Raw genomic sequence first — 12,786 nt, 5'->3', positions numbered from 1 at the left:
CAGCAGCAGCCGACCGAGCGGCAGCGCGCCCCGGGCCGTCACAGCCCGGGCTCAGCGCCCTGGCCGCCCTGTCGCAGCTGGTAGGCCCTGATCTCCTCCAGGCGGTGCAGCAGCACCTCCTCCTGCCGTGTGAACTCCTCGTCGTCGACACGGCCCTCGTCCCGCGCCCGCTCCAGGTTCACGAGCGCCTCCTGTACGGGAGCCGGGTCGTAGTACTCGTCCTCGGCGGCCTTGACCACCTTGTCGAGGACCCAGCCGATGCCCCGCACCGGAGCGAACGGCAACGTCAGGATCCCGGTGACCAGTCCCACGGCGCCTCCTCTCCCACTCCTCTCCCACAGGACCCCGAACCTCAGACGAAGCTGTACGGCGGCAGGGGCCCCCGCATCCGCAACTCCACGCCCTCGCCATAGCGTTCGGCCAGCTCCTGCCCGGCCCGGCCGAACTCCTCGGACCTGGCGTCCTCCACGAGGAAGGACGCGCTCACGAAGTACTGCTGCGACGGCGGCGCGACCTTCTCCGCCTCGGCGAGCGGCCGCAGCCCGGCGAGGACCTCCTCGGCGAGGGCGTCCTGGCGGTCCTGCACCTCCTGGGCCACCAACTGGCCGAGGGCCAGCCGGTCGTCGTACGTCCCGCCGCCTTCGAGGGTCCGCCGGTTCAGCTCACGGGCCTGTGCGTTCTCCTCGAGGACGGCACGTATCACCGTGTCCTCGTCCAGAACGCCCTTGACGTTGAACTCCGCCCTTCCGGCGAGCTCGTCGAGACGCTGGGCGAACAGCTGCGCCCGCTCCTCAAGGACGCCGCGCACCGCCTCGTCGTCGGCGGCGACGAACCCGAAACTGAGCGGCAGGGTGGGGCCCTCGGCCCACAACCGCTCCTGGACGTCGTGGTGCGCCTGGAGGTCCCGGCGGGCCACCGACAGGTCGTCCGGGCTCTCGCTGACGACCGCGCACAGGGCGCCGCCGCGCACCACCCGCACCTCGCCGGGAGGGTCGCCCACGCCCTTGGCGTCGCCCAGGTCCAGCGGATGCGAGTCCTTGGTGATCGCGTACACATACACGGACATGGGCTCGCTCACTCCTCCCGGTCCCGTGTGGAACGGCGTTCCGAGCGGCGTTCGCCGCGCTCCTGCCGCTTCTCGCGCGCCGGCCTGCGCTCACGCTCGGCGTCCTCGTCCTCGGCCTCGTCACCGCCGCCCTTGAGCGACTCGGTGACCGCCTCGACCGCGCCCGACAGCGCGCCTTTGCTCTTGCCGTGCGCCCCGCTCTCGACGGAGCCCTCGACGATGTCGGTCAGCTGGGCCGGCGCCTTCTTGCCCGACTCCAGATCCAGCCTGTTGGCCGCCTCGGCGAAGCGCAGATACGTGTCGACGCTGGCGACGACCACCCGCGCGTCGATCTTCACCAGCTCGATGCCCACCAGGGAGACCCGTACGAACGCGTCGATGACCAGACCCCGGTCCAGGACGAGCTCGAGCACGTCGTACAGATTTCCCGAACCGCCGCCTCCTGCTGCGGCGGGCACACCACCACCGTTGCCCTGTGGCACCACCGTCACGGTGACTTCCCTTCCGGCCCGACTTCCCGGCGAAAGGGCGAGCGACCTATGGGGTGTCTTCCCCTAGCGGCCGTCCTTCCTGTCCACCTGAGCGCGGGTGTAACGACGCCCGCGCTCGTACGCCAGCAGCTTCCCCTCCGGGTCCAGAACCACCTGGTAACTGGCCATCACACTGGTCGTCTCGGGAATGCGTTCCAGTTCCACGACCTCGACATCGGCTTCCCAGCCCTGGTCCGTCGGCCTCAGCGAGGAGACCGACTCGGGAGCCCTCCCCAGCAGCTCACTGAGTTGTTCGATCGCGGACCGCATCGCATCGGCGGCGGACACCCGCTCTCCGGCGGACTCCTGCCGTGATGAGGACCGAGCCTTGCGCGGCTCACGATCACTCGTGATCAATCACCCTCTCGGTGTACCCCGCATTCTTCGGACTCACACGGAGCCCACGCCACTCTGCTACTTCCCGGCCGCCCGTTTCGTGAGCACCGCCAGTACCACCGGAATCACCGTCTCCACCACCCGGGACACGGCACCCGGCGCCAGTCCCGTCCTGCGGGCCACCGCGACCGCGACCGGCCTGGCCTCCTCGGCCAGCAGCCCGGCCATCAGGCCGCCGGTCGCGAAGCCGCCCAGCGTGGCCACGCCGGTGAGCGGGGCGTCGTGCGGCGTCGCCACCGTCTCCGCCTCGCCGGACAGCGCCGCCACCGTCGTACCGACCATCTGTCGGGCCCCTGCCTCGTCCGTGTCCAGCAGCACCGCGATATCCGCGATCCGCTCGTCGCCGAGCTCGTCGAGCACGTCGTCCTGGAGGGACGTCAGGGGGTTTTCGTCCAGCTCCTGCATATCTGAAACGCTACGTCTGTCCGGATTCCAGGGCACGTCGAGAAAAATCCGCGGGGACCGTACAACCCTTCCCGTCCCTGGCGGGTCGTACTTTGAGTCAGGACTCTTGGAGGGGGATCTGGGGGGATCGCGGGGGTTCTGACGGGGAGGGGAAACCCCGAGGGGCTCGGTCGACGGACCGGGCCCCTCGAAACGTTCCGGGCACTCCCGGATGCAGAACGCCTTGCTCAGAAGAAGACCCCGCACCGCAGCAGCACATTCGCGTACGGCCGTGCCTCCCCGGTCCGCACCACCAGCCGCGCCCCGGCCGACAGTTCCTTGAGCCGCTCGTGCGTGACCAGCTCCAGCTCGGGAAACTCCCCGGCCAGCAGCGCGGCCGCGGAAGGGTTCGCCTCGCGGATCTCCCGCGCCGCCGTCGCGCCCTCCACCACCAGCTCGGCCAGCAGACCGTCCAGCACCTCGGCGAAGGACGGCACTCCGGCCCGGAAGGCCAGGTCCACGACCCGGGGCCCGTCGGGTATCGGCATGCCCGCGTCGCACACCAGCACCCCGTCGCCGTGGCCCAGCTCGGCGAGGGCGCCGGAGAGATGACGGTTCAGGATTCCGGCCTTCTTCACCGCGAACCACCTTGCAAGCCAATGCCGGGTGCGCCGTCCAACCCTCTGCCGGGGGGCCGGCCCGCGGCGGAGCCGCTATCGGACGCAGCGTCCCCCGGAATGGCACAGCACAGTGCCTCGACCTCCGCCGCGGTCGGGAACGACACCTGGGCGCCCTCCCGGGTCACGGCCACCGCCCCGACCCGCGCCGCGTAGGCCGCCGCATCGGCCAGGGCAGCGCCCGTCCCGAGCTTCCAGGCCAGCGCGGCCGTGAACGCGTCGCCCGCGCCCGTCGTGTCCACCGCGTCCACCTTCACGGACGCGACCCGCGTCACACCCTGCGCGGAGGCCACCAGCGCACCCTCGGCGCCCAAGGTCACGACCACCGAGCGAGGGCCCTTGGCGAGCAGGATCCGCGCCCAGTCCTCCGGTGTCTCGCCGACCGCGGAGTCGCCGAGGATCACCTTCGCCTCGTGCTCGTTCACGATCAGCGGATCGCAGGCCGCCAGCACCTCGGCCGGCAGCGGGCGCGGCGGAGAGGGGTTCAGGACGAAGCGGCTGCCGTCCGCGAGACTGCGCACCACCTCCACGACCGTCTCCAGCGGGATCTCCAGCTGGACCGACACCACCTTCGATGCCTGGAACAGGCTTGCGGCGGCCCGTACGTCCTGCGGGGTGAGCCGTCCGTTGGCGCCCGGCGAGACCACGATGCTGTTGTCCCCGGACGGGTCCACCGTGATCAGCGCGACGCCGGTCGGCGCGCCGCCGACCAGGACACCGACCGGGTCGACGCCGGCCGCCCGCTGCGAGTCGAGCAGCAGCCGGCCGTGCGCGTCGTCGCCGACCCGGGCCAGCAGGACCGTACGGGCCCCGAGCCGGGCCGCCGCGACCGCCTGGTTGGCGCCCTTGCCGCCCGGGTGGACGGCCAGATCGGAGCCGAGCACGGTCTCGCCGGCGCCCGGCCGGCGCTCGACGCCGATCACCAGGTCGGCGTTGGCCGACCCTACGACCAGGAGGTCGTAGTCATACATGAGGTTGCTCCCCTGCTAGGTCCCCGTGGTGAGCCGAGGCGGGCGGCCCCGTACTCGTGCAACGGCCGCCCGCCCGCTCGCCGTTCCCCTGTGTCAGCCGCCGAAGCCGGCCACGTTCTCCTTCGTGACCACCTTCACCGGCACCTTGACCGTCTCCGCGACCTCCTTGCCCTCGGCCGCCCGCACCGCGTTGTCCACGGCGATCTTCCCCAGCTGCTTGGGCTGCTGGGCGACGGAGGCGTACAGCGTGCCCGCCTCGACCGCCTTCAGGCCGTCAGGAGTGCCGTCGAAGCCGACGACTTGGACGTCCTTCCCGGCCCGGTCGCCGAGCGCCTTGATCGCGCCCAGCGCCATCTCGTCGTTCTCGGCGAAGACGCCGTCGACGTCCGGGTGGGCCTGGAGGAGGTTGGTCATGACGTCCAGGCCCTTGGTGCGGTCGAAGTCGGCCGGCTGCTTGGCGACGACCTTGATGCCCGGGTAGTCCTTGAGGCCCTCGGCGAAGCCCGCGCCGCGCTCACGGCTGGCGGACGTGCCGGCCTGGCCCTGGAGGATCACGATGGTCCCCTTGCCGCCCAGCTTCTCGGCGAGCGCCTTGGCGCCCAGCGCGCCGCCCTCGACGTTGTCGGAGGCGACCAGCGCCGCCGTGTCGGCCTTGTTCACGCCCCGGTCGACGCCCACGACGGGGATGCCGGCCTTGTTCGCGGCCCGTACGGAGGGGCCCGCCGCGTCCGAGTCCACCGGGTTGACGACGATCGAGTCGACGCCCTCGGAGGTGAAGTTCTGGAGCTGGTTGGCCTGCTGGGAGGCGTCGTTCTGCGCGTCGGTGACCGTCAGGTCGACGCCCAGCTTCTTCGCCTCCGCCTCGGCACCGGCCCGGATCTGCACGAAGAACGGGTTGTTGAGCGTCGACAGCGACAGGCCGACCTTCTGCGTCGTCGCCGCCGACGAGCCGCCGTGCAGCAGGGACGTGCCGCCCACGATCGCCGCCGCGACCACGGCCGCGAGGACGTAGGTCGCCGCCTGCTTGCCCCGGCTGCTCGGCGAGCCGGTACCAGCCGCCGCCGGAGTGGCCCCGGCCTTGCGCCGCACGGTGTCCAGCAGGACGGCGAGCGCGATGACGACACCGATGACGACCTGCTGCCAGAAGGCGGACACCGAAAGGAGGTTGAGGCCGTTGCGCAGCACCGCGAGGATCAGCGCGCCGATCAGCGTGCCGGACGCCTTGCCCGTGCCACCGGCCAGCGAGGCGCCGCCGATGACGACCGCCGCGATGGCGTCGAGCTCGTAGCCCTGCGCGGCCTGCGGCTGCGCGGAGGACAGACGGGCGGCGAGCACGACGCCCGCGGCGGCGGCGAACAGACCGGAGAAGGCGTAGATCGCGAGCTTCTGCTTCTTCACCCGCAGACCGGAGAGCCGGGCCGCCTCCTCGTTGCCGCCGATCGCGTACATCGAGCGGCCGATGTACGTGCGTCCCAGCACGAACGCCGTGATCAGGCCCATGGCGACCATCACGAGCACCGGCACCGGCAGCCAGCCGCCGAGGGTGTCGCCGAGGTGCGAGACCGAGTCGGGGAAGGCGATGGGGGAGCCCTGCGAGATCACCAGGGACAGGCCGCGGGCCACCGACAGCATGGCGAGCGTCGCGATGAACGGCGGCAGCTTGCCGTACGAGATCAGGATGCCGTTGACCAGGCCGCACGCTATGCCGGTCGCGACGGCGAGGACGACCGCCAGGACGACCGGCACGCCCTGCGAGGTCGCGCTCCAGGCCAGGACGGTGGCCGACAGGGCGGCGACGGAGCCGACCGACAGGTCGATGCCCGCCGAGACGATCACGAAGGTCACGCCGAACGCGAGGATGGCGGTCACGGCCGCCTGGACGCCGACGTTGAGCAGGTTGTCCGCCGTCAGGAAGTCGCCGGACAGCGCCGACATCGCGATGACGAGGGCGATCAGCGCGGTCAGCGCGCCGTTGTCGAGGAGGAGGCGGCGCAGGCCGCCCGGGGCGCCACTCGCGCCCGCCGGGCTCTTGAGCGTGTCAGTGGCCACGGGGGGCCTCCGTTCCGGTCTTGTCGGTGGTGGGGTCGGTGGTGGGGTTGCTGACGGCGAGTGCCATCACGGAGTCCTGCGTGGCCTCGTCGGCGGAGAGTTCGCCCGCGATCCGGCCCTGCGCCATGACCAGGACCCGGTCGCTCATGCCGAGCACCTCGGGCAGATCGCTGGAGATCATCAGTACGGCGGCGCCGGCCGCGGTCAGTTCGTTGATGAGCTGGTAGATCTCGACCTTGGCGCCGACGTCGATGCCGCGCGTCGGCTCGTCGAGGATCAGCACCTTGGTGTCGGCGAGCAGCCACTTGCCGATGACGACCTTCTGCTGGTTGCCGCCGGAGAGCGTGCGCACATGCTGCCCGAGGCCCGCCATCCGCACGCCGAGCTGCCCCGCGATGCGTGCCGCGGCCTCCCGCTGCTTCTTGAGATCGACGAGCCCCGCGCGCGTGGCCGAACGCAGCGTCACCAGGCCGAGGTTCTCCTCGACGGACGCGTCCAGCACCAGGCCCTGGCCCTTGCGGTCCTCGGGGATCAGCCCGATGCCCGCGGTCATCGCCGCGTTGACGTCGTACTTGGGGAGCGAGGAACCGCCGACCTTCACGGCCCCCTTGTCGTACGGGTCGGCCCCGAACACGGCCCGCACGACCTCGGTACGTCCGGCGCCGACCAGCCCCGCGATGCCGACCACTTCCCCGGCGTGCACCTCGAAGCCGACGTCGTGGAAGACACCGTCGCGGGTCAGTCCCTCGACCGAGAGCAACGCGGCACCGCGGCCGGTCCGTTCACGCGGGTACTGCTGCTCGATGGAGCGGCCCACCATGAGCCGTACGAGTTCGTCCTCGGGTGTGGAGGCGGGGACCTGCCCGACGCTCCTGCCGTCCCGGATGACCGTCACCCGGTCGCCCAGGGCGGCGATCTCCTCCAGGTGATGCGTGATGAAGACGATCCCGACGCCGTCCTCGCGCAGCTTGCGCACGATGGAGAAGAGCTTGTCCACCTCTTCCGAGGTGAGCACGGCGGTCGGCTCGTCCATGATCAGCACGCGCGCGTTCAGGCTGAGCGCCTTCGCGATCTCGACCATCTGAAGGCGTGCGATGCCGAGTTCGCGCACACGCGCGCGTGGTGACACGTTCACGCCCACGCGCGCGAGGAGCACCTCGGCGTCGACCTCCATCCTCTTCCGGTCGATCATCCCGAAGCGGCGCGGCTGGCGCCCCAGGAAGATGTTCTCGGCGACCGTCAGATCGGGAACGAGGTTGAACTCCTGGTAGATGGTGGCGATCCCGAGGCGCTCGGAGTCCTGCGCACCATGGATGCGCGTCTCCTCGCCGCCGACCAGGATCCGCCCGGCGTCGGGCGTGTAGGCGCCGGAGAGCATCTTGATGAGGGTGCTCTTGCCGGCGCCGTTCTCACCGAGCAGCACATGCACCTCGCCCCGGCGCAGATCGAAGTCGACGCCGTCCAGCGCGACCACGCCCGGGAAGGTCTTCCGTATGCCCTCGATGCGCAGCAACTCGTCCGCGTTGCTCACGACTGGCTCCTGTTCGTTACGGGGGACGGCTCCGGGGGAGCCGGTGGTTCGCCGCAGGAGCGGCGTACGACGAGACGGGCGGGGAGGGTGACGGACTCGCCGGGCCGTCCCTCGATGCGGTCGACCAGGGCCCGTACGGCGGCCCGGCCCAGCTCGCCCGTGGGCTGGGCGATGGCGGTGACCGGCGGATCGGTGTGCACGAACCACCGGATGTCGTCGAACGCCGCGAGCGCGAGGTCGTCCGGCACGCGCAGCCCACGCGCGCGTACGGCGTCCAGCGCGCCGAGCGCCATCAGGTTGTCGGCCGCGAACACGACCTCGGGCGGCTCGGGCAGGTCGAGGAAGCCCTCGGTGACCCGCCGCCCGCTCTCGGCCTGGAAGTCGCCCTGCCCTATGTAGGCGTCGGGGAGTTCGAGACCGTACGCGCCGAGCGCCTCCCGGAAGGCCTCCACACGCTCCCGCCCTGTGGTGGTCGCCGCCGGTCCCGCGATGATCGCGAGCCTGCGGTGCCCCAGCCCGTGCAGATGCGCCACGAGATCCCGTACGGCATCCCGCCCGTCCGCCCGCACCACCGGCACGTCCACGCCCGGGATCCACCGGTCCACGAAGACCATCGGCGTCCCCGCGCGCACGGCGTCCAGCATCAGCGGCGAGCCGCCGTCGGTGGGGGAGACGAGGAGCCCGTCGATACGGCGGTCGAGCAGGTTCCGTACGTGGTGGTCCTGGAGGTCGGGCCGCTCGTCGGCGTTGCCGATGATGACGCTGTAGCCGAGCGCGCGTGCCTCCTCCTCCACGGAGCGGGCCAGCTCGGTGAAGTAGGGGTTCATCACGTCGCTGATGACCAGGCCGAGGGTGTGGGTCTGGTCGGTGCGCAGGGAGCGTGCGACGGCGTTCGGGCGGTAGCCCAGGGTCTCGACGGCGGCCAGCACGCGTGCGCGTGCCTCGGCGCTGACCGACGGATGGTCGTTCAGGACGCGCGAGACCGTGGCGACGGAGACGCCCGCCTCGGCAGCGACGTCCTTGATGCTCGCCATCGCCGCTCCACCTCCTCGTGGATCGTTCAGGGAGTCGATGGCCGATCCTCGTGGAATCGATTACATCGACGTGTATGGAGGATTGGAATCGATTACACGGAGGTTAATCAACCCCTCAACCACATCCCGAGACCGGATCGTGATGTCGCGGTGCGGTCCCGGTCGGGTCCACGCTGGAAGGGCAGGGGGTCGTTCCTCAAGGCAGAGCCCTCGTCCTCGGGGGCCGGAGCGGAGGAGTCATGACGGCAGCGACGCGCGACGACGTACCCGTCGCCCTCGGCGGCGACGGTGTGGAGGTGCGCACCGAGCCCATCGGCGGCGGCATGTCCGTCGGCTACATCAGCCTGCCCGAGGGCACGGACATGGGCCCCGCCCTCAAGGGCCTCGAAGGCGACGCCTGCCCCTGCCCGCACTGGGGCTATCTGCTCAAGGGCCGACTGCGGATGCTGACGGCCGAGGGCGAGGAGTTCTACGAGGCGGGCCAGGCCTACTACTGGGGGCCCGGTCATGTCCCCGTGGCCCTGGAGGACTGCGAGTTCGTGGAGTTCTCGCCGACCGAGGACTTCCAGGCGGTCATCGACCACGTGATGTCGCAGGTGGGGTGAGGCGCGGAAGGCGTGAGACAGGGGGCGTGGGGCGCGGCGCTGCGGTGGCAGCCGGTCGTGGCGCTCGGCGCGCCCCCGGAGGAGACCTGACGGCGGTCGGCGTCGCGGACGGGCGCCGCTTGGGGAGTGCTCGTGAAATTCCGTCAGGTCATCGGCGGACGCAGGCTAGGCTGCCTCCGTTCCGTGCGGGTGGCATGCCCGCGCCAATGAAACGGGGAGAAACAGACAATGCGCGCAGCTCGGATGCTCGGTGCGGCCATGGGGGCCGCGGCCCTGGTCGGAACGTCGTTCGTCGTCGCCGGTCCGGCGGCCGCGGCCGGTTGTACGGCGAAGGCCCTGGAGACCGTGGTCATCCGATCCACGACGAGCACCAGCGGCACGGCCCTCGCCCAACTCAACAAGGGCGAGAGCGCGCCGGCGTCCTGCACGATGTACTACGGCACCTCCTCGTACGAGAAGTGCGGCATCGTCAGCAAGCGCTGGGTGAAGGTCACGAGGAGCGGTGTCACCGGCTACGTGGTCGGGACCTGCGTGCTCACGAACGAGACCTGATCCCGCCTCCCGGCACCGACGAGCGACCCGTTGTCGGTGCCGGGCGGTAGCGTCGGATCATGTCCAATCAGGCGGGGAGCCAGGCGGGGAACTCCACGGGCGAGCGGCGACTGGCGGTACTCGAAGGCGTCCTGGAGCGGATCACATGGTTTTGACAAGTCGGTGATCGGGCTGAAGGGCGGGAGCTGCTCCCGCTGTCGGACCTGGCCGGTACCGTCGGATCATGTCCAGGCAAGAGGCAGAAGCGGACCGCCGATTGGCGACGTTGGAAGGCGTGCTGGAGCGGATCACGTACGCCAACGAGGAGAACGGCTACACGGTCGCCCGGGTCGACACCGGCAGAGGTGCGGGGGACCTCCTCACGGTCGTCGGCGCGCTGCTCGGCGCCCAGGTCGGCGAGTCCCTGCGGATGGAGGGCCGTTGGGGCTCCCACCCGCAGTACGGCAAGCAGTTCACGGTGGAGAACTACACGACCGTCCTCCCGGCCACCGTCCAGGGCATCCGCCGCTATCTCGGCTCCGGCCTGGTCAAGGGCATCGGCCCGGTCTTCGCCGACCGCATCACCCAGCACTTCGGGCTGGACACACTGACGGTCATCGAGGAGGAGCCCAAGCGGCTCATCGAGGTCCCGGGCCTCGGTTGCCTGGGCCGATGACGTCGGGCTCAGCAGAAGGCGTCGAGGGCCTTGGTGATGCAGGCTCTCGCGTCCGTGCCGTGCACTGCGATCCGGGACAGCTCGGCGAACGCCTTGAAGTACGTCTGGATCTCGCCGGGAGCTGTGATATTGACCTCTGCTGTCAGGGTCTCGACCGCTACTTGAGCGCGATCGAAGGCGTAGAAGGCTTCCAGGGGCCACACGGTGCGACAGGCCGTGAAGGGGATGATCCCGAGGGACACGTTCGGCCGCGACATGACTTGCAGCAGGTACCGGAGCTGCCCGGCCATCGCTGCGTTGTCGCAGACCCGGTAGTAAAGCACGGTCTCTTCCAGCAGCAGGGCGAACCGGTGGTTGCCCTCATGGACCACGCGGGAGCGGTTCAGGCGCGCCTGGACGGCGGCGGCCACGTCGTCGGGGGTGCCCTGGAAGTCCGTGATGGACCGCAGGAGCCCCGTCGCGTAGTCGCCGGTCTGGACCATGCCGGGGACCACGTTCGAGGCGTAGACGCGGAAGTGGGTCGTGCGTTCATACAGCGGGACGGTCCTTTCGTGGACGCGCCGCATGCCGTCGCGGTGGATCTGCCGCCACTGCAGGTACATGGACTCGGCGGTTCGGGAGGCGGCGATCAGATCCGCTGCCAGCTCTTCGGCATCGCAGGCCCGGCACCATGCCCGTATGTCGTCGTCGGACGGGGTGGTTCTGGCGCGTGCGATTCGAGACGCTTTCGACTTGTGCCAGCCACACCGTTGCGCCAGCTCGTGCCCTGTGATCCCGGCGTCCTTCCGGATCTCGTCCAGGCGCGTCGCGATGGCCGCACGGGCAGCCTGGGCGGTGGACAGCGGGGACGCGGACATGAACTGGCGTACCGGTCTTCTCAGATGACGTACTTGTCGTGCGGGATGGCCTTTTCCCAGACGGCGTTGAAGGCTGTCGAGCACAACTGGACGACAGCCGGCGCGTCGGTCTGGTCGGTGTTGACCCAGCGCCCGTCACCGTCAAAGACGTTGAACTGAACGATACGGTCATCGAAGAGCCAGAAGTCGTTTCCGGGAAGCGCGAGATCGGAAGCCTGCCGCCTCGGCAACCAACGGATCTCCTCGCCCGCGGCGACGTTGGTGAACGTGAACGAGTGCTCGTAGCGGATGTACTCGCTCGGCGGCTCGCCTACGATCCGGGCGCGGCGCATGACAACGCCCTTGGCGGTGACCTCTTGGACCAGGTCGAGCCAGGGACGCCACCACGATTCCTGGTCCTCCGGGTCGAGCCGGTGACCCCGCTTCCAGGCCGCGAACCCCTCGTCTTCGGTAGAGATCGCGTACATGTCTCTTGTCTCCAGGTGGACGGCGGAGCGTTCCACGGACCGGATCAGGTCGGCAAAGCTACTGAGGCTTTGCGCCATCAAGCGCCTCCCTCAGCAGTGGGATCATGCGCTGCGGTAGCCGGATCACACTCTCATGGTCCGGCAGCGGGCTGTCCTGGACAGTCCGGGCCAAAGTGCCGGCATCTGCCCTGGTGCCCTGGATGACAAGATCGTGGGACTCCTCGTCCACCCATACCGCCGGGCAGCCGTGATCCCCGGACTCAGGATCCTTCCCGACGAACCGTAGGTTCATTTCCTCTCCCCGTCTCGAGCCGGTTGCCGTCGGTTGCAGAGCCTCACGCTGAGCTGCAATGGACGTCAAGGGCGCCACGGATCATGTGCAACCACGTGCAACCTCGTGGACCGGCCCGTTCGCGGCTTCCTACCGTCGTCACCGGATTCACGGAGAGTCGGGAGCATCCCATGGCAGCTACGCGACACAAGGCCACCCAGGAACCGCCCGTTGAACTCCCTGTAGGGCTCAACGCCTGGCTGTTGGACTGTGTGCCCGTCCCCGGCTGCAAGGTCTGCGCATCGAACTGGAAGCAACTGAACGCGGCCAAGGACGCCGGGGACATTACGCAGGCTGCGCGCCACGCCACCGAGATCCGCGACCACAGTTCCGGGGTCCACCGATGATGGGCCGGGGCCGCCCGTCTGATCGATGTGGTACAGCGCGGCGCGTATCGCAAGGTGATCACGGAGTTTCCCGGCTTGGACCGTGATGCGAGCGCAGTATTCAGAGCAAGGGCGTGGGCCGCATTCAGCCATCGCCGTTCACCTGACTCGTGTCGACGATGGCGTGCCCGACGGACGCGAAGCCGTTGACCGCCCCTGGCTCTCACTGAGAGCCGGGGGCCTGGCCCGTGCCTTTCCCTGCGTCGCGGCGCTCCCGGGGCTCCCCTTGCCTGGCCATCGTCAGAAGGAGCCGGAATCGCCGCAGGAGCGGTCATGACGGTGTGCGCATGTCGGT

15 protein-coding genes and 1 pseudogene are annotated in these 12,786 nt (G+C 70.0%); 4 read left to right on the top strand and 12 right to left on the bottom strand.

Annotated elements, in window-relative coordinates; translation table 11 throughout:
• Positions 1-38: 38 nt before the first annotated feature.
• From KUM44_RS14510 to KUM44_RS14465, 10 genes are all read right to left on the bottom strand, one after another.
• Positions 39-311 (bottom strand): gas vesicle protein GvpG, encoded by a 273-nt coding sequence (locus tag KUM44_RS14510; RefSeq protein ID WP_217208270.1) that lies wholly within the window; start codon positions 309-311, stop codon positions 39-41.
• Between the two features lie 41 nt (positions 312-352).
• The gene (locus tag KUM44_RS14505; RefSeq protein WP_217208269.1) at positions 353-1,066 is read right to left on the bottom strand and encodes a GvpL/GvpF family gas vesicle protein; all 714 of its coding nucleotides are present in this window, start codon (positions 1,064-1,066) and stop codon (positions 353-355) included.
• 8 nt (positions 1,067-1,074) lie between these two features.
• Positions 1,075-1,557, bottom strand: coding sequence for a gas vesicle protein GvpJ (gene gvpJ / locus KUM44_RS14500; RefSeq protein WP_374202037.1), 483 nt, complete (start codon positions 1,555-1,557; stop codon positions 1,075-1,077).
• Positions 1,558-1,620: 63 nt separating this feature from the next.
• On the bottom strand, positions 1,621-1,950 hold the full coding sequence (locus KUM44_RS14495) for a gas vesicle protein (RefSeq protein WP_217208371.1): 330 nt from the start codon (positions 1,948-1,950) through the stop codon (positions 1,621-1,623).
• A 60-nt stretch (positions 1,951-2,010) separates the two neighbouring features.
• Positions 2,011-2,397: a DUF937 domain-containing protein gene (locus KUM44_RS14490; RefSeq protein ID WP_217208268.1), complete on the bottom strand. Its 387-nt coding sequence runs from the start codon at positions 2,395-2,397 to the stop codon at positions 2,011-2,013.
• Positions 2,398-2,624: 227 nt separating this feature from the next.
• Entirely contained in the window at positions 2,625-3,014 is a 390-nt protein-coding gene (gene rbsD / locus KUM44_RS14485) for a D-ribose pyranase (RefSeq protein WP_217208267.1), read from the bottom strand.
• A complete protein-coding gene (locus KUM44_RS14480) occupies positions 3,011-4,024 on the bottom strand; it encodes a ribokinase (protein ID WP_254389511.1) in 1,014 nt (337 codons plus the stop codon). Before KUM44_RS14480 ends, rbsD begins: the two co-directional genes overlap by 4 nt.
• Positions 4,025-4,117: 93 nt before the next feature.
• Positions 4,118-6,073, bottom strand: coding sequence for a substrate-binding domain-containing protein (locus KUM44_RS14475; protein ID WP_217208266.1), 1,956 nt, complete (start codon positions 6,071-6,073; stop codon positions 4,118-4,120).
• Entirely contained in the window at positions 6,063-7,604 is a 1,542-nt protein-coding gene (locus KUM44_RS14470) for a sugar ABC transporter ATP-binding protein (protein ID WP_217208265.1), read from the bottom strand. The genes KUM44_RS14475 and KUM44_RS14470 overlap by 11 nt, the downstream gene beginning before the upstream one ends.
• On the bottom strand, positions 7,601-8,638 hold the full coding sequence (locus KUM44_RS14465) for a LacI family DNA-binding transcriptional regulator (protein WP_217208264.1): 1,038 nt from the start codon (positions 8,636-8,638) through the stop codon (positions 7,601-7,603). Before KUM44_RS14465 ends, KUM44_RS14470 begins: the two co-directional genes overlap by 4 nt.
• Before the next feature lie 239 nt (positions 8,639-8,877).
• On the opposite strand from KUM44_RS14465, the gene KUM44_RS14460 reads away from it, so the two are divergent.
• From KUM44_RS14460 to KUM44_RS14450, 3 genes and pseudogenes are all read left to right on the top strand, one after another.
• Complete coding sequence (locus KUM44_RS14460) at positions 8,878-9,243, top strand: hypothetical protein (RefSeq protein ID WP_217208263.1); 366 nt, start codon at positions 8,878-8,880, stop codon at positions 9,241-9,243.
• 228 nt (positions 9,244-9,471) lie between these two features.
• Positions 9,472-9,795 (top strand): hypothetical protein, encoded by a 324-nt coding sequence (locus KUM44_RS14455; protein WP_217208262.1) that lies wholly within the window; start codon positions 9,472-9,474, stop codon positions 9,793-9,795.
• A 223-nt stretch (positions 9,796-10,018) separates the two neighbouring features.
• Positions 10,019-10,435 (top strand): annotated as a pseudogene (locus KUM44_RS14450) (ATP-dependent RecD-like DNA helicase); the annotation flags it as partial.
• A 23-nt stretch (positions 10,436-10,458) separates the two neighbouring features.
• Here KUM44_RS14450 and KUM44_RS14445 read toward each other — a convergent pair.
• Together KUM44_RS14445 and KUM44_RS14440 are read right to left on the bottom strand one after the other, a co-directional pair.
• Positions 10,459-11,307 carry a helix-turn-helix transcriptional regulator gene (locus KUM44_RS14445; RefSeq protein ID WP_217208261.1) on the bottom strand — a complete coding sequence of 283 codons (849 nt, stop codon included), beginning with the start codon at positions 11,305-11,307 and terminating at the stop codon, positions 10,459-10,461.
• A gap of 20 nt (positions 11,308-11,327) precedes the next feature.
• Positions 11,328-11,852: a DUF6879 family protein gene (locus tag KUM44_RS14440; RefSeq protein ID WP_217208260.1), complete on the bottom strand. Its 525-nt coding sequence runs from the start codon at positions 11,850-11,852 to the stop codon at positions 11,328-11,330.
• Between the two features lie 384 nt (positions 11,853-12,236).
• Between KUM44_RS14440 and KUM44_RS14435 the strand changes: the two genes are divergently transcribed.
• Complete coding sequence (locus KUM44_RS14435; protein WP_079052426.1) at positions 12,237-12,452, top strand: hypothetical protein; 216 nt, start codon at positions 12,237-12,239, stop codon at positions 12,450-12,452.
• The last annotated feature ends 334 nt before the right edge of the window (positions 12,453-12,786 follow it).

It is taken from the genome of Streptomyces sp. AC550_RSS872, from assembly GCF_019049285.1.
Taxonomy (GTDB): Bacteria; Actinomycetota; Actinomycetes; order Streptomycetales; family Streptomycetaceae; genus Streptomyces.
Note: the sequence above shows the minus strand (reverse complement) of the source record. Positions and strands in the feature narration are given on the sequence as shown.